Here is a 16829-nt window from a genome sequence, read left to right on the forward strand (position 1 = left end):
TTAGCAATTTCTTCTCTCCATATTTTTATTGCTGTATCCAGCTTGCCCTTTGTAGCAAAAGGAAAGAGTATGCCCGTATGAATGCTTTCATGAAGTGCCTCTTTTATTTTGGCTAAAGCTACTGATGCTGAAGTATCCTGAAAACCTGTATCAATAGCTCTCTCTAAAAAAGATGTAATTGAATAAAGCTCCTTTGTATTTATTCCTGCCTTTTGAGTTAAAAAAGAAGTATTGATAAAAATTTCCCGTGATAGATTAAAAATAATCTCTCCTGGTAATTTTCTTATAATTCTTCCTTTATTTTTGGTCTCAATTTTTACTGGATTTCCATTCTTAAATATTTTATATCCATCGTAATTTCTTATAATCTGATAGAAATCATTTTCCGATTCAATCTCTATCTTAATGGTGCCATTGTGTAAAAGATGAGAGCCTTTTAGAGGATATAGGGCTTCAAGCATAGAGTTTGCAAGAAGGGATTTGCCAGCTTCATTTTTGTCAAAAATAATACAGCAGGGATGTTCAAAAATAAATTCCCTTAGCCTGTATATTCCTACATTTTCTATGAATACTCTTTTTATTTTAATCATAAAATTTTGGTATTAATGTTTTCCCGGCAAAAGCATCAAGTCCGTATATTAAAGCATCTTCAATAATTTGTTTTTCCTCATCCTTTGCCACTTCTCTCATTTTGAGCATTTCATTAATAAAGAGTCCAATCGTTGTTTCTGGTGAGATTTCCTTTAATCTCTCAAATCTCTCAATATCAAATTTTGTGAATTCAGAAATATCAAATAAAATTTTATGTTCAGAAAAAAGTTCTTTTAAATAGCTAATATTTAAATCTCCCATGCCTTTGATTTTTAAAATAAAAAGGGTATCCTGAGGAGCATCACTCTCTGTGATTTCAGTAGATATTATATTTTTGACTTTTTCAATATTTTGAGAGGCTGAAATCTCAATTTTTTTGATGGAAAAATCACTTAACCCTACAAATTCTGTTTCAATTTTTGTTTTACCACTGTCTTTTACAATTTCAACAATCAGTCCACCCCTTTTACCATATTCATAGATTGAAGTTGGCACCATACTTCCTGAATAGGCTGCCTTTATTCCTGAGTCATCATAGATTTCCGAGTAATTATGATAATGTCCTAAAGCAATGTAATCAAAGCCTGATTTTAAAATATCACTGTCTTCAAAGGGATGCCAGATTTCTTTGCCTTCAGGATTAAAGTTAATTCTTGATGCGTGAATAACTGCTATATTAATTTTTGCTGGATTAATATTTATAGATTTATCAAAAGCTCTTGCCTGTCTATTGAGACAGGGCTTGCCATAAATATTAACATTATCAGAGCTGAAAAATGAAAATTTGGGCTTTTTAAATATTTTCACATTTTCTTGCCATCCTTTAAATCTGAGTATATTAAGAAGTTTTTCATCATATGGACAATTAGGTGCTAAAAAATCATGATTTCCAGGTGAAATAATAACAGGTTTTGGATAGATTAATTCAAAAACTTCGTTTAAAAACTCTATATCTTCCCTGTAAATTTTATCATTTTCAAAAAAATCTCCTGCCACTATCATGGCATCAAGCTGCTTTTCTTTAATGATTTTAAATGCTTTTAAAAGAGCTTGTTTACAATAGTTAAGTCTATCTATTCCCTTGATTTTTAAACCTAAATGAAGGTCAGAAATTTGTAAAAAATTAAATTTCATTCTTTTATTATAAAAAAATACTTGACATTATATGAAAAATTTGGTATTGTTTACATCAAATCCTTAATTTATCAATAAAAAGGAGGTAAGTAGTTATGACAAAGGCAGAATTAGTAAGCAAAATTGCAGGGAAGGCAGAGCTTACAAAGGCTGAGGCAGCGAAGGCACTGGATGCTACAATTGATGCGATTAAAGAAGCTCTCAAAAAAGGCGACAAGGTTACATTAGTAGGTTTTGGCAGCTTCTATGTTTCAAAGAGAAAGGCAAGAAAGGGAAGAAATCCAAGAACTGGACAGGAAATTAAGATTCCTGCAACAAAAGTTCCTAAATTTACAGCAGGAAAATCTTTGAAAGAAGCAGTAAAGTAATCTTTGAAAATTTATTTTAGGGGGGAGGAGAAAATCTTCCCCCTTAAATACTTTTTAAAAGTGAAGGATTGGTCTGAGTTTTTTTTAAAACATATCTTCAGAGAAAAAATTCCTCCGAAACAGCAATTAAAAAATTTAATTCTAAAAGCTTCTGAGCTTTTTACTTTTTCAGATTTTAAAAGACCTATAGATTACATGAAAAATCAGGATATTTTAAAAGGGTATCTTGCCTATTTTTTCCCTGTAAATTTGTCAAAAGTATATGGAATTCTTAAGGAGCTTTTCAGGCATCCTTCAATTTCTCATAAAAAAGATTTAAAAATAGTTGACATTGGTTGTGGTCCCTGTCCAGCAGTTCTGCCAGTTTTTAAGCTATTTGAGCAAGGAATAATTTCAGCAGGCTATATCAGATATGAAGGTGTTGAATTAGAAGATCAGGCTATGAATTTTGCAAAGGAAATGATTGAGAGATTTAAACCATATAATTTGTCAGTAAATTATGAATTTTTAAAAGCTGATGCATCAGATGTAAAAACTTATGTTGAATTGAAAGAATTAAAACCTGACATAATGATTTTTTCAAATTCTATGGGAGAACTATTCGATAAACAAGGAATAAGCCAGGAGGACTTTATAAAATTCATAAAGTATTTTATTTATCGTAATGAAAATTTTACTCTAATTATTATTGAACCAGCAACTAAAAGAAGTTCTATGAGGCTTCATAGACTCAGAGATAGCCTGATTGATGAGCTTAAACTTTATCCTTACAGCCCTTGTCTGAATAATCTTGCATGTTCTGCTCTTAAAGCAAACAACTGGTGTTATGAAGAAAGGAGATGGATTCCTCCAGAATATCTCTCGTTTTTAAGCGCAGTGGGACTGCAGGTAAATTATCTTAAATTTAGCTATGTAATTTTAAGAAAAGATGGGATAAACATAAAAGATACTTTTCCAGAACATGAGATGGTTATAAAAAACACTTCCCATCTTCTCAATGAAAAAGGAAAAAGCAGATTATGGGGATGCTGGGATGGAAGACTTGTTGATATTGAGAGATTAAAAAGAGACTATATAGAAGATGATTGCTGGCTGAAAATTAAAAAAGGCTGCTATTTTTCTTTTTCTGAGTTTATTGAAGTCTCAGAAAAAAAAGTCCGCATTCCTAAAAATTCTAAAATAGAAATTTTTTACTGTCCTGAAATTGTATCTTTTATTTCCTTGTAGGCAAGACGGGCAATCGCTCCTGCAGTATGAACTTTAAGTTCCTTTTTATTTTCACCTGAAGCTTCTTCTAATTCTTTAATCTTCTTTAATGCTATCTCAGGGTCTGAGCGAAGTATCATTCTTACTGTATTTTTTGTAATTCCTACTATGCTCGCTATTTCTTCCTCGCTTTTTAAAAATTTTTCTTTAAGCACAACTGCATAAGAAGCCCTTGCTAAAGCAGGAAGCCATGTAAGACTTCTGTATTCAGCAAGTTTTCTAATTCCACCAAGAAGCTCAATTGTTTTGAAAAAAACTTTTTGTGTAATCTCCTCAACATCAGAAGATTCATCTTTTTGAGGCTTGACTTCAATAACCATTTTTTACCTCCCAATAGGTTCAAGGATTTTTACAAGTCCTGTTTCTGTTATTTCAAGAAAATGCGTTTTTGTATCATGACCTGAAAGTCTACAACCATCAATTCTAAAAAGTCTTACAATATCACCGATTTCTTTTTTATAAAGTTTCATTTTGTATGCAGAATCAACCAGTTCTTTAGCTAAAACCATTGTTCCATCAACAATGTGTCCTACAGCATATCCTCCTGCAGCCTCTGCAGTAAGTTCTTCGTGTCCGCTTCTTTTTTGTGATACAAGGAGTGCTGTTTGATACCATTTTTTTAAAAAATTGAAAATTTGCCTTACCACAACTCTTGCAAGCATTTCTTTATTTTCAAAAAGCCCTGTAACAGAATCAATCACTGTAAATTTAACTTTATAGTTCTGAATTACATAGGCGAGAGTGGAAAGAAGTTCAGGAATATTTTCCCTTAAGCTTCCATAGGAAGCAGCATCAATCAAAATTATGTTGTCTTCAAATTTCTCAAAATTATATCCCATTGCCTGCGCTCTGAGCCTAAGCCCAGCAACAAGAAAGTTTGCAGGAGCCTCAACAGTTATAAAGGCTACTTTATATCCCTTTCTTGCCTGTTCTACAGCAAATTGTTCAACCATTAATGATTTTCCTGTGTCTGAAACTCCTGTAATATTAAAAACAGAGTAGGCTGGAATTCCTCCAAGAGGCTGATTAATAAGCTTACCATCTTTTAGTGTAACTATATAAAAAAGCTTGTCAAGCCCTTCAATTCCTGTTGAGACTCCTTCTATTTCTGGAGCTTTTTCAAGTGCCTGTTTAGCTGTAAATATAGCCTTCTTAACAGGCTCAGGATATTCTTTCTGTTCTTTTAATGTTTCTGTAATTTCAGTTTCCTTTTTCATTTTATGTCTTCAAATTTTTAATCAACTCTTCCACTGTAATGGCAGGCATTGTCATGAGTTGAACTGTGCCTCTTGAACCAAGTTCAACAGACATTTTCATCACTGTGATATTATCTGGAGCCTCAATAATGTTTACAAAATCATAGGGTCCAAGAACAGCATACTGCGCAATTAGCCTGACTCCCATTTTTTCAATCTCCTTGTTGACTTCAGTAATTCTTTCAGGCCTTTCCTTTAAAGTCTCTCTTCCTTCATCTGTAAGAGTGCTTAAAATAACATAGTAAGGCATAATACACCTCCATTATTTTTTTAAATTATACCAATTTTTTTAGTAAATTTTTTATAATTAAATTATGGATTACATGGTGATTTTCATAACAGCACCTAATGAAGAGGAAGCAATAAAAATAGCAAAAACTCTTGTTGAAGAAAAACTTGCAGGTTGCGTAAATATCATAAAAAATATTCGTTCCATTTATTCCTGGCAGGACAAAATTGAGGATGAGCCAGAAGTTCTGATGATAGTTAAAACACGCTCTGAGTTGTTTGAAGAGCTTGAAAAAAGAGTAAAATCACTTCATTCCTATACAGTGCCCGAGATTATAGGATTAAAAATTAAAAAAGGCAGTGAAAGCTATTTAAACTGGCTTAGTGAGGTTACAAAATGAAAGAGGAAGCTTATACTTCTTTGATCTGTAAGAAATTTTGCAACTACTATAAACCTGGCAAAGAAACTGAATTATGCGGAGGATATTTTTATCTCAAGCAATATATTACCTCTCGTGAGTTAGATGGAATTATTGAGATATTTCATTTAAATAATGAGGCAGTACCAGTTCAGGGTTTATCCTTCCTCTGTGATAAATGCGATTTTAGAGAAGATGGATGTGATTTCTTTGTCAATAAAAGCCAGATACCCTGTGGAGGATATCTGATAATTAGCAGACTCCTTTATTATTTAAATTTCTGAAAAAGGAGGAAGTGTAGTTTTTCTTACTCTCACTGTATTTGCATGTGCTTGCAGTCCCTCAAGGCTTGCAAGCACCTCAACATATGAAGCAAGTTTATTAAATCCTTTTTTGCCAACCTTTATAAGAGAACTTCTTTTTAAAAAATCATAAACTCCTAAGGGAGAGAAAAATCTTGCAGTTCCAGATGTTGGAAGAGTATGATTTGGTCCTGCCACATAGTCTCCAATGGGCTCAGGAGTCCATTGCCCTAAGAATATCGCTCCAGCGTTTTTTAAAAGGGGTAACAGTTTTTCAGGATTTTCTGTCATAATCTCAAGATGTTCCGGTGCAATCTCATTGGCAACATCACATGCTTCATTCAAAGATTTAACAATTATAATGGCTCCGAAGTTTTTAAGAGATTTTTTAGCTATTGATGCCTTTGGTAAAGATTTAAGCTGTACTGATATTTCCTTTTTTACTGCCTCTGAAAGCTTTTCAGAATTTGTGACAAGAATGCTACATGCCATCTCATCGTGTTCAGCCTGACTGAGCATATCAGCAGCTACAAAGGCTGGGATTGCTGAGCTGTCAGCAATAATAAGAATTTCACTCGGTCCTGCAATCATGTCTATGTCCACTTCACCGAAAACAAGCTTTTTAGCTGTTGCCACATAAATATTTCCCGGTCCTACGATTTTATCAACCTTTTTTACTGTCTCAGTTCCATAAGCCATTGCTCCTATTGCCTGTGCTCCTCCAATTCTGTAGACTTCCTTTATTCCGAGAAGATGTAAAGCAGCACATACTGTTGAATTTAGTTCTCCATGAGGCGTGGGAACACATATTGCAATCTCCCTTACTCCTGCAACCTGAGCAGGAATAATATTCATGAGAACCGTTGACGGATATGAAGCTTTGCCTCCTGGAACATACGCTCCTAAACGCTCAATAGGTCTTATTAGCTGTCCAAGGGTAATATCTTCCTCTTCATACTGCCAGGAGTTTTCAAGTTGATGTTCATGAAACTTACGGATTCTTTCTGAAGCAAACCTGAGTGCATCAATGACTTCCTTTGAGACATTATCTGCCTTTTTTTTGATTTCATCAGGTTCAATTTTAAGAGGAAGGTTGTGTCTGTCAAACAACTTTGTATATTTAATTAGGGCTTTATCTCTTTTTTTCTTAACTTCATTGAGGATTTTTTTAACATTTTCTTCAATTTCAGGCTCAGATGTTGACCTTTTACGGAGTTTTTTTATAAACCTTTCAAGCTCTATTTTATCTTTGATCGTAAGCATAAACCCAATCCAACCTGCTTTTCAGTAACTGTATCTCTAACTATAGCCTCATAGATATCTTCTGCTGTTACTATACTTCCACCGGGTCTTCCATATAAATAAACTTCAGCCATGCCATTTACAGCAAGCCTTACATCTTCAACCATCTGTCCTGCATTGAATTCAACAACAATGAATTTTTCAATTTCCTGAGCAAGCTGTCTTATTGGCTCTTCAGGAAATGGAAAGAGTGTGATTGGTCTTAAAAGTCCTATTTTAATTCCTTCCCTTCTGAGCCTTTTTATTGCTGAAATTGAGATTCGTGCGGCAGAACCGAAGGCTACAATAACAACCTCTGCATCCTCAATAAAGTAGGTCTCATATCTGACTTCCTTTTCTTTCCACTGTTGATATTTTTCCTGTAGCTTCCAGTTGCGTTTTTCAAGCTCTCCTTCTCCCATAAAAAGAGTTCTTATGAAACGGGATGGTCTTCCTTTTGCTCCAGTTAAAGCCCAGGAGGATTTATCAAAAGTTTTTAATTCTGGAAATCTCTGAACAACGGGCTCCATCATCTGGGCAATTACTCCGTCTCCAAGAATCATTACTGGATTTCTCCATTCGTCTGCCTTTTCAAAGGCAAGTATTGTATAATCCCACATCTCCTGAACACTGAAGGGAGCATATACAAGCAAACGATAATCTCCATGTCCTCCCCCTTTTACTGCTTGAAAGTAGTCAGCCTGACTTCCTGATATATTTCCAAGCCCTGGTCCCCCTCGCATCATGTTTACAATAACTGCTGGCAACTCAGCACCTGCAAGATATGATATTGCTTCCTGCTTAAGACTTATTCCTGGAGAGCTTGATGAAGTCATTACTCTAACTCCACATGCACTGGCACCGTAAATCATGTTTATTGCAGCGATTTCACTTTCTGCCTGAATAAATACCCCTCCTGCCTCTGGCAGCTTTTTTGATAAGTATTCAGGGATTTCATTTTGAGGTGTTATAGGGTATCCTGCATAAAATTTTAATCCTGCCTGAATTGCAGCTTCTGCAACAGCTTCATTTCCTTTCATTAAGATTTTATTCATGAAAAGCCTCCTATATATTTTCAATAAATTCCTCAGATGGAATGCCACCCTCGGAATGAAGAAACAGTGCATCTTTCATGATTTACTGAATATAATTACTATATCATCTACAAAATTTACTGTCAATATTTTTTGAATTGTATGATATAATTTATAAACTTTCCTATCAGGAGGCTAAAATGAAGGCAATTATGAAGGCTTTTAATAGAGCTGTTGCCCTTGACAGCAGTATTCATAGAAATTTAAAAGTAAAAATGCCAGAAAACTACTCATTCATGAAGAATGTTGAGATTGTTCCTCTTACTTACTCTGAAATTTTATCTGCTACAATGTATTATCCAGTTATGTTCGGTCTTCAGGAAGGAGTTGTTTTCCCCTTTGCTGTTACAGGAATTAACGGTAAAAATATATTTTTAAAAGAAAACGGAGAATGGAAGGTTGACACTGTTCCAAATGTTTGCAAGCACTATCCTTTTGGAGTTTTCAAAGAAGTAGATGAATATACAATTATTTTTGATGAAATTTATGCATCTGAAGATGGACAAAGATTGTTTGACGATGAAGGAAATGAAACTGAATTTTTTTTCACAATAAAACAGGGACTTACAGAACTTGCAAGAGATTTTCATGATGCAGAGGAGTGTTCAAAAGAGTTATTTGAAGGCGGATACTTAAAACCTTTAAATCTTGAAGTTGATACAAAACTCGGTAAAATGCAGTTTCACAATACACTAATGGCAAACATTGAATATCTTTCCAAGCTCCAGCCTGAAAAGCTTTATACTGTCAATTCAAAGGGTTATCTTTTAATTCTTCATGCTCATTATCTGAGTCTTAGAAATTTCAAGCTTTTTGATATATTTGCAGAGTTCTGAGATTAAAAATTCTGTTTCCAGACATTTTCTTTCTTTACATACATCTGGAAAACAGGGTTTACAGCTTTCATAACGAATTACTGTAAGATTTGCACCGATAGGATGCCAGACTTCAGGATCTGTTGGACCAAAAATAACAATTGAAGGAACTCCAAGATAGCTGCTTAAGTGGCTTACTCCACTGTCAAGCCCAATATAAAAATCTGCTTTTAGAAGAATTTTTGCTATTTCAACAGGATGCTCTGCATAAACTGAGTTTTTAAAGTTTTTTACCAGCTCAGATTCAGCTGGTCCAAGTAAATAAAGAGTCTCAAATCCGTAGTCTTTTAAAATTTTTTCCAGCTTATAGAAAAAAATTAAATCAGGATTTTTCTTTTTTGAACCACTTCCAGGATGAATGATGCAAAAATTATCATGTTTTATTTCTGAAAAAGGCAGTGTAAGAACCTTTGAAAAAGTTTCATTCTGAAATCCAAGTTTTTTTAAGTAATAATCAACAATCCAGAGCTGCTCTCCTGGAATTGGATTGATATAAATTGAGTTATTGCTATGTAAAATATCCCTGTTTTGTGAAAAAATTATATTTAAATCAAACTTCTCTTTTGGCTCATAAAATATTGTTTTTTTGCAAAAGCCTGCTTCTTTAGCGAGATTAAAATATTCCGTATTTCCCCACACAGTCACTTCATATCCCTTTTTTACCAGAATTTCAAGAAGTGGATAAACAAGGATACTGTCTCCTAAGCCTGCCATGCGATAAACAAGAGCTTTCATGATATAATTTTAAATCATGTATAAAATTAGAACAAATCGTGGAGAAATTTTTGAAGCTAATAAAGAAACACTTCTTCAGATTTTACAAAAACATGGAATATATGTTCCTACATCTTGCGGAGGCAGGGGAAATTGTGGAAGATGTAAGATTAGAATCTTAGAAGGTAAGGTAAAATCAGACTCATTTTTCGGAATATCAGAGTATGAAAAAGCAGAAGGTTTTGTTCTTGCTTGCCAGAGTTTTCCAAAAAGCGATCTTCAAATTGAATTGCCTGCTCAGTTAATTACAGTCTCTGAAAGAATAGCTCTTGCAAAAGCAGAACTTATTGAAAATATTTTTAAAACTCAGCCATCTCTTTTAAGTCCCCTTGTTGAGAAACTTCATTTAAAAATAGACCCCCGGGAGGCTCTGGCGGATTTTGAAAATTTAAAAATCGCAGCTTGTAGAACTTTATCAATATCACGAAAACTTGCAGCAGAGCTTTCAGATTTTTTAAGACAAAATCAGTGGAATATAACTTTAGTATTATCAGAGGATGAAATTATTGATTTTCTTTCAAAAAGACTCTATGCAGTAGCCATTGATATAGGAACCACAACTGTGGCAATGGCGCTGATTGATCTGGAAAAAGGCAGGATTCTTGATGTGGCAACCTGTTACAACTCTCAGATTAATTACGGAGATGATGTAATTACAAGAATTGTCTTTGCAGAGGAAAATCCTCATGGACTTAATGTTTTAAGAAAATGCATTGTTGATGATATCAATGCTCTTGTCAATACAGTTTTACTAAGGCATGAAGATGGCAAAATTTACTGTGTTATTCTATCTGGCAACACTACAATGTGTCATCTTTTCTGGGGAATTAATCCAAAGTATATAAGACAGGAGCCTTACACTCCTGCTTTAAACTATTACCCTGTGTGGAGAGCTTCTGATGCTCGGCTTTTGCTGGAGGCACAAATACCTGTTTACACTTTTCCCTCTGTTGCCGGTTATGTAGGAGGAGACATTGTTTCGGGAGTTCTGGCATCCGGGCTTTACAACAATGAAGAGCTCTCATTATTCATTGACATAGGAACAAATGGTGAAATTGTTATTGGAAACAGAGAGTTTCTTGTTACTGCATCAACCTCTGCAGGACCATGCTTTGAAGGAAGTGGAATAAGCTGTGGAATGCGAGCAACTCAGGGAGCTGTGGAGTCTTTTAAATATCATAGAGAAAGTGACAGTTTTGAAATTAAAGTTATAGGCAATGTAAAACCACAAGGAATATGCGGAAGTGGAATGATAGATATTGTCTCCGAACTTTTCAGTAATGGAGTCATTGATCAGAAAGGCAAACTTCTTCCTGATAGATCCAGACACATTGTCTTCAGTCAACTCTCACGCGATGATTCAAGATTCATTATTTCATCTGACTGTTACATAACTCAATCAGACATTGACAATATTATCAGGGCAAAGGCTGCTATCTATGCAGGTGTTTCAACACTTCTTGAAGAAATGGGGATAAGTGAAAAAGAATTAAAAAAAGTTTACATAGCAGGAGGATTTGGTGAGTTTTTAGATGTGAAAAAGGCTATTAAAATAGGGATGTTACCGAATCTTCCAGAAGAAAGGTTTATTTTTTTAGGTAACACATCCTTAACAGGTGCTGTTTTATGTCTCTTAAGCAAAGAGTTATGGAAAGCAGCAAATGAAGTTGCTCAAAAAATGACATACATTGATCTTTCCCGTTCTAAAAAATTCATGGATGAATATATTTCTGCGCTCTTCCTGCCACATACAGATTGGGAAAGATTTAAATAATTAAGTTAAAATAAGCATAAATCAACTTTGGAGGATAGGATGAGAGTTTTCAATACATTGACCAACAGGCTGGAGGAATTTGAACCTTTGAATGACAAAAAAGTGGGCATTTATGCCTGTGGAGTTACTGTTTATGACCTCTGTCACATTGGTCATGCAAGAAGTGCTGTTGTTTTTGATGTGATAGTGAAATATCTTAGATACAAAGGCTATGAAGTTAAATTTGTGCGAAATTTTACAGACATTGACGACAAAATTATAAATAGAGCCAATAAAGAAGGTGTATCATGGAAGGAGATTGCTGAAAAGTATACAGAAGAGTATTACAAAGACATGGATCATCTTGGAATAGCAAGAGCTGATGTAGAGCCAAAGGCAACAGAACATATAAAAGAGATGATAGAGATAATTCAAAAGTTAATTGAAAAAGGATATGCCTATACAGTAGATGAAGGTGATGCAAAGAGTGTTTATTTTTCCGTAGAAAAGTTTCCTCAATATGGAAAGCTTTCAAAGAAAAAGATTGATGAGCTTATGAGCGGTGTCAGAGTTGAGGTGGATGAAAGAAAAAAGAGTCCTCTTGATTTTGCCTTATGGAAGGCATCAAAGCCTGGAGAACCCTGGTGGGATTCACCCTGGGGTAAAGGAAGACCTGGATGGCACATTGAGTGCTCTGCCATGTCAATAAAGTATCTTGGTGAAACCCTTGATATTCACGGTGGCGGTGCGGATTTAATATTTCCCCACCATGAAAATGAAATCGCTCAATCAGAGGCATATACAGGAAAAACATTCGCAAAATACTGGATTCACAACGGATTTGTAACGATAAATAAAGAAAAGATGTCAAAATCTCTCGGAAATGTTTTAAATATCAGGGATTTGCTTGAAATCTATGATGCTGAGGCTTTGAGGCTTTTTCTTCTTTCAAGTCATTATCGCAGTCCCATAGAGTTTACCCATGAGTATGTAAAAGAGGCTGAAGCAACCCTTGATAGAGTTTATAGCACAATAATGAGAATTGATGATTTTGAAAAAATTGAGCCAAATGTCAGAAACAGCTCAAATTTTGAAAAAATTAAGTCAGACTTTGAAAATCTTAAACCAGATTTTGAAAGAGCAATGGATGAAGACTTCAATACTGCAAGGGCGCTGGCAGTAATATTTGAATTCATTAAAGAGCTGAATCGGTTCATGGATAAAAGACCTTCCGGTAAAGAAGAAATAAACCTGCTTTTTAATTCAAAAAAAATCATCAGAGAACTCGGCAGTGTCTTAAATTTATTTCAGAGGGAGCCAATTCAGTGGCACAGGGATTTGCTTAAAATTAAGAAAATTGAGATTACAGAAGAGGAAATTAATATGCTCATAGAAGAAAGATTTCAGGCAAGAAAGAACAAAGATTGGCAGAGGGCTGATAGCATCAGGCAACAACTTCTTTCAAAGGGAATTATTCTCGAAGACAAACCAGATAGAACAGTATGGAAAGTAAAAATTTAATGTATATTTATGGTGTAAATCCTGTTGTTGAGGCTTTTAAAGTTCCACAGGCTTTAAAAGAGGTATTCATAGCAAAAAAAAGGATTCCAAAACTTAAAGAAATCATTGAACTTGCTGAGAAAAATTCAATTCCTGTGAAAATTGTTGATGAAGCATTTATTGAAAAGATTTCACAGGGAGTTCATCAGGGAGTAGTTGCAAAGATAAAACCAAAGGAAACAATAACGCTTGATGATGCTTTAAATATTGCATCACATAAAAATGAACCTGCCTTTTTCTTGATTCTTGATTTAATTGAAGATCCCCAGAATTTTGGAAGCATATGCAGAGTTGCTGATGCAGCAGGAGTTCATGCAATAATTTATCAGGAAAGACGCTCTGCAGGATTGGTTCCTTCTGCATGGAAAGCCTCAGCTGGAGCTCTTTGGCATGTCAATCTTGTGCAGGTCAACAACATCAAATATGCGATAAGGGCTTTAAAAGAGCATAACATTAAAATCTACGGAGCTGAGGCAAAGGCAGAAAAGCTTTATTGGAAGAGCGATTTTACTCAACCAATGGCTTTAGTGGTTGGTTCTGAAGGAAAAGGAATAAGGCAGACAGTGCTTTCTTTATGTGATGAAGTGGTAAAAATCCCGATGAAAGGTAAAGTAAACTCATTGAATGTATCAGTTGCTACGAGCCTGCTTGCTTTTGAAGTATTAAGACAGAGAAGTAAAATAATTGATTGAATCAAAAATAAAATAAGGAGGAAGCTGTGGATGAAATTATTAAAGCAATTATTCTTGGAGTGATTCAGGGAATTACAGAGTTTTTGCCAATTAGCAGTACCGCCCATCTTGTAATTACGCCATGGATTTTTGGATGGAGTGGTGAATTGAACTCTTTAAGCTTTGATATTGCTGTTCATTTGGGTACTTTAATTTCACTTATTTACTGCTTTTGGAAAGACTGGATTGAAATTCTCTTTAAAGATACAAGAATGCTCGGGTTTTTGATAATTGGAACCATCCCTGCTGGTATAGCTGGTGTGGCTTTTCATGATTTGATAGAAACTTCCTTAAGAAATCCCTTAGTAATTGTTTTTACTCTTGTAGCTGTTGGCTTTTTAATGCTTTATGCAGAAAAAATAGGGAAAAGACAGCGAAGCTTTGTAACACTTTTTGATGCAATAGTTATTGGTTTAGCTCAGGCAATAGCTTTAATTCCTGGAGTATCGCGCTCAGGAATCACAATTACTGCAGGATTATTAAGAGGCCTGACAAGAGATTATGCTGCTAAATTTTCTTTTTTGTTGTCAACTCCTGCGATTGCAGGTGCTGCATTCCTTGATTTTCATAAATCATTAAAATTAAATTATTCCCATGATTATTCACTTTTTATTGTGGGAATTATCTCAGCAGCCATAACAGGGATTATTGCAATTAAATTTCTTCTCAGCTTCCTCAGAAAATACCCTCTGAATCTTTTTATATACTATCGATGGATTTTAGCAGGAGTGATTTTTTTGTTATATTTTCTTAGAAGCTAATGCAGAAAAAGATATATAAAAAATCTAAAAAATTTATTCCCGTTCGAGAAATTGAAAGAGGTGCAAATTCTCACACTTTATCTGCTTCTGATATAGTTAAATCAGTTTTACTCGTAGCCTTAGCAGTTTATGTTTCTGTATGTCTTTTTAGCTATAGTTTTCTGGATCTCTCTTTTCTAACTTATACAAAATCAAAGCCTGTAAACTGTGGAGGAGTAGTGGGTTCTTATTTGGCTGATTTTTTATTAAGCATATTTGGAGTTGGAGGATTTTTAATCCCCCTTTTGCTTCTTTTTTTAGGGATAAAAAGATTTAATGGCAAACCTATTGCTTTTAGAAAAATGCCATATATTTTAACTCTTTTATTTTCTTTGTCTGTTATGCTTGAACCTTTAAGAAAAATTATTGAAACTTATAAAAAGCTTCCCACTGGAGTTTCATGGATAGCTTTTCATGGGAGTGAAGCTTTTTTATCGCTCGCTGGAACTTATATTTTATGGAGTTCTGTATTTATTGCATCAGTTATTTTGCTTAAACCTGAAATAATAAGAAGAAAGAAAATGGAAGCTTCTGAAAAATCTACTTCTGAGAAAGAAATATCTGAAAAAGAAATAAAGGTGGTTAAGGTATCAAAATCTGAAGAACCAATAAAGGATGTTAAAATTTCAAAAACAAAACAAATTGAAAAAGAACAAAGAGTTGAAACAGAAAAAAAAGGTTTTCTTATTCCACCACTTTCTTTACTCAAGGTTGAAAAAACAGATGAGAGTATTTCAAAGGATGAAATAATAGCATCTGCCCGTAGCATTGAGGCAAGATTTGCAGAATTCGGCATTCATGGCAGCATAAAAGAAGTTCATCCAGGTCCTGTTGTGACAATGTATGAGTTTGAGCCAGCAAGTGGAATAAAGCTGAGCAGAATAATTACCCTTAGTGACGAGCTTGCTCTTTCTCTGAAAGCTCAGAGCATAAGAATATACCCAATTCCTGGAAGGTCAGCAATAGGCATTGAAGTTCCAAATAAAAAGCGGCATATTGTAAGACTTGGTGAAATTATCGCCTCTGAAAAGTTTCAGAACTCATTATCCTATCTTACTCTTGCACTTGGGAAAGATATATATGGGAATCCTGTTATAACAGATCTTGCAAAGATGCCTCATCTTTTGGTTGCGGGTGCGACAGGTTCTGGTAAAAGTGTTTGTCTCAATACAATGATACTCAGTCTTCTTTATAAGGCAACTCCTCATGATGTGAGGCTTTTGCTCATTGATCCAAAACTTCTGGAACTTTCAGTTTATGAAAATATTCCCCATTTAATGTCACCTGTAATTACAGACCCAAAAGAAGCATCAGAGGCATTAAAGAAAGTTATTGTTGAAATGGAGCGTAGATACAAACTTTTTGCATCAAGAGGCTTCAGAAACATAGAAAGTTTTAATCAATCAGTGCAAGAAGATGAAAAAGTTCCATATCTTGTTGTATTTATTGATGAATTTGCAGACCTTATGTTTACAGCACCAACAGAGGTTGAACAGGCTGTAACCCGCATTGCTCAAATGGCAAGAGCATCAGGAATACATCTTGTTGTTGCAACCCAGAGACCAAGTGTTGATGTAATAACAGGCATAATAAAAGCAAACTTTCCTGCAAGAATTGCCTTTCAGGTTACATCCAGGGTAGATTCCAGAACAATACTTGATACACAAGGGGCAGAGAAGCTTCTTGGAAGGGGTGACATGCTTTTTATGGTTTCAGGTGTGAAGATAATCAGGGTTCATGGTGCTTATGTAAGTGAGGAAGAAGTAAAAGCAGTTACTGAATATCTTCGCAGTCAAGGTAACCCGGATTACTCCCTTTTTGAATCAATTCAGATTCCTCAAGACAAAAAGGAAAATGGCAAGACAGAGGAAACAAACAGGGACGAACTTTATCAAGAAGTTATTGAATATGCTCGCCAGGCTGGAGAGATTTCAATTTCTCTTATTCAGCGAAAATTCAAAATAGGCTATAACCGTGCAGCAAGAATAATGGATTTACTTGAAGAAGACGGACTTGTAGGTCCGCCTCAGGGTGCTGGTAAACCGAGAAAATTTTTGGGATAAAATTTAACTTGCATTTTCTGAAGAAGTTGTGCTATTATAAAAATTGTCTGGTGGCTATACCGGAGGGGAAACACCCGTTCCCATTCCGAACACGGAAGTTAAGCCCTCCAGGGCCGATGATACTATGACCGCGAGGTCATGGGAAAGTAGGTCGCTGCCAGGCATTTTTTATTTATACAAAACCTTTCTGTAAAAATCTACCTTTATAAATTCCTATTAAAACAGCATAGAAAAATTTTACTTTACTTTTTATGATGTAGCATGTTATAAAAGATTAGCTTTGCATTTTGCAAGCTTTTAGCACCTGCCATTGGTGGGAGAATTAAAAGGAGGT

18 protein-coding genes and 1 rRNA gene are annotated in these 16829 nt (G+C 34.8%); 11 read left to right on the forward strand and 8 right to left on the reverse strand.

The window, feature by feature from the left end:
- Nucleotides 1-590 (reverse strand): hypothetical protein (locus ACP5O9_RS04750; RefSeq protein ID WP_428723529.1); only part of this gene is annotated, 590 nt, incomplete at its 3' end.
- The gene (locus ACP5O9_RS04755) at nucleotides 583-1725 is read right to left on the reverse strand and encodes a metallophosphoesterase family protein (protein WP_428723530.1); all 1143 of its coding nucleotides are present in this window, start codon (nucleotides 1723-1725) and stop codon (nucleotides 583-585) included. The genes ACP5O9_RS04750 and ACP5O9_RS04755, both read right to left, overlap by 8 nt.
- A gap of 95 nt (nucleotides 1726-1820) precedes the next feature.
- Here ACP5O9_RS04755 and ACP5O9_RS04760 point away from each other — a divergent pair, with 95 nt between their 5' ends.
- The gene (locus tag ACP5O9_RS04760) at nucleotides 1821-2093 is read left to right on the forward strand and encodes an HU family DNA-binding protein (protein WP_353686621.1); all 273 of its coding nucleotides are present in this window, start codon (nucleotides 1821-1823) and stop codon (nucleotides 2091-2093) included.
- A gap of 60 nt (nucleotides 2094-2153) precedes the next feature.
- Nucleotides 2154-3320 (forward strand): small ribosomal subunit Rsm22 family protein, encoded by a 1167-nt coding sequence (locus ACP5O9_RS04765; protein ID WP_428723531.1) that lies wholly within the window; start codon nucleotides 2154-2156, stop codon nucleotides 3318-3320.
- On the opposite strand, the gene ACP5O9_RS04770 is transcribed toward ACP5O9_RS04765, so the two are convergent.
- Genes ACP5O9_RS04770 through ACP5O9_RS04780 form a run of 3 tightly spaced genes read right to left on the reverse strand, consistent with a single transcriptional unit; the run spans nucleotide 3284 to nucleotide 4865 of the window.
- A complete protein-coding gene (locus ACP5O9_RS04770) occupies nucleotides 3284-3679 on the reverse strand; it encodes a hypothetical protein (protein WP_353686623.1) in 396 nt (131 codons plus the stop codon). The genes ACP5O9_RS04765 and ACP5O9_RS04770 overlap by 37 nt on opposite strands.
- A gap of 3 nt (nucleotides 3680-3682) precedes the next feature.
- Nucleotides 3683-4576 (reverse strand): KaiC domain-containing protein, encoded by an 894-nt coding sequence (locus ACP5O9_RS04775; protein WP_353686624.1) that lies wholly within the window; start codon nucleotides 4574-4576, stop codon nucleotides 3683-3685.
- Nucleotide 4577: 1 nt separating this feature from the next.
- The gene (locus tag ACP5O9_RS04780; RefSeq protein ID WP_353686625.1) at nucleotides 4578-4865 is read right to left on the reverse strand and encodes a GYD domain-containing protein; all 288 of its coding nucleotides are present in this window, start codon (nucleotides 4863-4865) and stop codon (nucleotides 4578-4580) included.
- Between the two features lie 64 nt (nucleotides 4866-4929).
- Between ACP5O9_RS04780 and cutA the strand changes: the two genes are divergently transcribed.
- Both cutA and ACP5O9_RS04790 read left to right on the forward strand, forming a co-directional pair.
- A complete protein-coding gene (gene cutA / locus ACP5O9_RS04785) occupies nucleotides 4930-5244 on the forward strand; it encodes a divalent-cation tolerance protein CutA (RefSeq protein WP_428723532.1) in 315 nt (104 codons plus the stop codon).
- A complete protein-coding gene (locus ACP5O9_RS04790; RefSeq protein WP_353686627.1) occupies nucleotides 5241-5546 on the forward strand; it encodes a hypothetical protein in 306 nt (101 codons plus the stop codon). Before cutA ends, ACP5O9_RS04790 begins: the two co-directional genes overlap by 4 nt.
- Here ACP5O9_RS04790 and hisD read toward each other — a convergent pair.
- A complete protein-coding gene (gene hisD, locus ACP5O9_RS04795) occupies nucleotides 5535-6827 on the reverse strand; it encodes a histidinol dehydrogenase (protein ID WP_428723533.1) in 1293 nt (430 codons plus the stop codon). The two genes, ACP5O9_RS04790 and hisD, sit on opposite strands and share 12 nt — an antisense overlap.
- Nucleotides 6803-7900: a 3-methyl-2-oxobutanoate dehydrogenase subunit VorB gene (locus ACP5O9_RS04800; RefSeq protein WP_353686629.1), complete on the reverse strand. Its 1098-nt coding sequence runs from the start codon at nucleotides 7898-7900 to the stop codon at nucleotides 6803-6805. The genes hisD and ACP5O9_RS04800 overlap by 25 nt, the downstream gene beginning before the upstream one ends.
- A gap of 179 nt (nucleotides 7901-8079) precedes the next feature.
- On the opposite strand from ACP5O9_RS04800, the gene ACP5O9_RS04805 reads away from it, so the two are divergent.
- On the forward strand, nucleotides 8080-8775 hold the full coding sequence (locus ACP5O9_RS04805; protein WP_353686630.1) for a SapC family protein: 696 nt from the start codon (nucleotides 8080-8082) through the stop codon (nucleotides 8773-8775).
- Here ACP5O9_RS04805 and ACP5O9_RS04810 read toward each other — a convergent pair.
- Entirely contained in the window at nucleotides 8707-9549 is an 843-nt protein-coding gene (locus tag ACP5O9_RS04810; protein ID WP_353686631.1) for a glycosyltransferase family 9 protein, read from the reverse strand. The two genes, ACP5O9_RS04805 and ACP5O9_RS04810, sit on opposite strands and share 69 nt — an antisense overlap.
- Before the next feature lie 16 nt (nucleotides 9550-9565).
- Here ACP5O9_RS04810 and ACP5O9_RS04815 point away from each other — a divergent pair, with 16 nt between their 5' ends.
- From ACP5O9_RS04815 to rrf, 6 genes are all read left to right on the forward strand, one after another.
- Nucleotides 9566-11362: an ASKHA domain-containing protein gene (locus tag ACP5O9_RS04815; RefSeq protein ID WP_428723534.1), complete on the forward strand. Its 1797-nt coding sequence runs from the start codon at nucleotides 9566-9568 to the stop codon at nucleotides 11360-11362.
- Nucleotides 11363-11401: 39 nt separating this feature from the next.
- Nucleotides 11402-12862: a cysteine--tRNA ligase gene (gene cysS, locus ACP5O9_RS04820; protein ID WP_428723535.1), complete on the forward strand. Its 1461-nt coding sequence runs from the start codon at nucleotides 11402-11404 to the stop codon at nucleotides 12860-12862.
- Complete coding sequence (rlmB, locus tag ACP5O9_RS04825) at nucleotides 12844-13593, forward strand: 23S rRNA (guanosine(2251)-2'-O)-methyltransferase RlmB (RefSeq protein ID WP_424904812.1); 750 nt, start codon at nucleotides 12844-12846, stop codon at nucleotides 13591-13593. Before cysS ends, rlmB begins: the two co-directional genes overlap by 19 nt.
- A 26-nt stretch (nucleotides 13594-13619) precedes the next feature.
- Nucleotides 13620-14393 carry an undecaprenyl-diphosphate phosphatase gene (locus ACP5O9_RS04830; protein ID WP_428723536.1) on the forward strand — a complete coding sequence of 258 codons (774 nt, stop codon included), beginning with the start codon at nucleotides 13620-13622 and terminating at the stop codon, nucleotides 14391-14393.
- Nucleotides 14393-16495 carry an FtsK/SpoIIIE family DNA translocase gene (locus ACP5O9_RS04835; protein ID WP_353686636.1) on the forward strand — a complete coding sequence of 701 codons (2103 nt, stop codon included), beginning with the start codon at nucleotides 14393-14395 and terminating at the stop codon, nucleotides 16493-16495. Before ACP5O9_RS04830 ends, ACP5O9_RS04835 begins: the two co-directional genes overlap by 1 nt.
- A 46-nt stretch (nucleotides 16496-16541) precedes the next feature.
- A 5S ribosomal RNA gene (rrf, locus tag ACP5O9_RS04840) occupies nucleotides 16542-16658 on the forward strand.
- Nucleotides 16659-16829 lie beyond the last annotated feature (171 nt).

The organism is Thermodesulfovibrio sp. (genome assembly GCF_049969575.1).
In the GTDB taxonomy this organism is placed as follows: Bacteria; Nitrospirota; Thermodesulfovibrionia; order Thermodesulfovibrionales; family Thermodesulfovibrionaceae; genus Thermodesulfovibrio; species Thermodesulfovibrio obliviosus.

What these genes read in the sequence shown, in the direction of transcription:
- ACP5O9_RS04755 (WP_428723530.1), bottom strand. Translation starts at nt 1,725, where the DNA reads ATGAAATTTAATTTTTTACAAATTTCTGACCTTCATTTAGGTTTAAAA.
- ACP5O9_RS04760 (WP_353686621.1), top strand. Translation starts at nt 1,821, where the DNA reads ATGACAAAGGCAGAATTAGTAAGCAAAATTGCAGGGAAGGCAGAGCTT.
- ACP5O9_RS04770 (WP_353686623.1), bottom strand. Translation starts at nt 3,679, where the DNA reads ATGGTTATTGAAGTCAAGCCTCAAAAAGATGAATCTTCTGATGTTGAG.
- ACP5O9_RS04775 (WP_353686624.1), bottom strand. Translation starts at nt 4,576, where the DNA reads ATGAAAAAGGAAACTGAAATTACAGAAACATTAAAAGAACAGAAAGAA.
- ACP5O9_RS04780 (WP_353686625.1), bottom strand. Translation starts at nt 4,865, where the DNA reads ATGCCTTACTATGTTATTTTAAGCACTCTTACAGATGAAGGAAGAGAG.
- cutA (WP_428723532.1), top strand. Translation starts at nt 4,930, where the DNA reads ATGGATTACATGGTGATTTTCATAACAGCACCTAATGAAGAGGAAGCA.
- ACP5O9_RS04790 (WP_353686627.1), top strand. Translation starts at nt 5,241, where the DNA reads ATGAAAGAGGAAGCTTATACTTCTTTGATCTGTAAGAAATTTTGCAAC.
- hisD (WP_428723533.1), bottom strand. Translation starts at nt 6,827, where the DNA reads ATGCTTACGATCAAAGATAAAATAGAGCTTGAAAGGTTTATAAAAAAA.
- ACP5O9_RS04800 (WP_353686629.1), bottom strand. Translation starts at nt 7,900, where the DNA reads ATGAATAAAATCTTAATGAAAGGAAATGAAGCTGTTGCAGAAGCTGCA.
- ACP5O9_RS04805 (WP_353686630.1), top strand. Translation starts at nt 8,080, where the DNA reads ATGAAGGCAATTATGAAGGCTTTTAATAGAGCTGTTGCCCTTGACAGC.
- ACP5O9_RS04810 (WP_353686631.1), bottom strand. Translation starts at nt 9,549, where the DNA reads ATGAAAGCTCTTGTTTATCGCATGGCAGGCTTAGGAGACAGTATCCTT.
- ACP5O9_RS04815 (WP_428723534.1), top strand. Translation starts at nt 9,566, where the DNA reads ATGTATAAAATTAGAACAAATCGTGGAGAAATTTTTGAAGCTAATAAA.
- cysS (WP_428723535.1), top strand. Translation starts at nt 11,402, where the DNA reads ATGAGAGTTTTCAATACATTGACCAACAGGCTGGAGGAATTTGAACCT.
- rlmB (WP_424904812.1), top strand. Translation starts at nt 12,844, where the DNA reads ATGGAAAGTAAAAATTTAATGTATATTTATGGTGTAAATCCTGTTGTT.
- ACP5O9_RS04835 (WP_353686636.1), top strand. Translation starts at nt 14,393, where the DNA reads ATGCAGAAAAAGATATATAAAAAATCTAAAAAATTTATTCCCGTTCGA.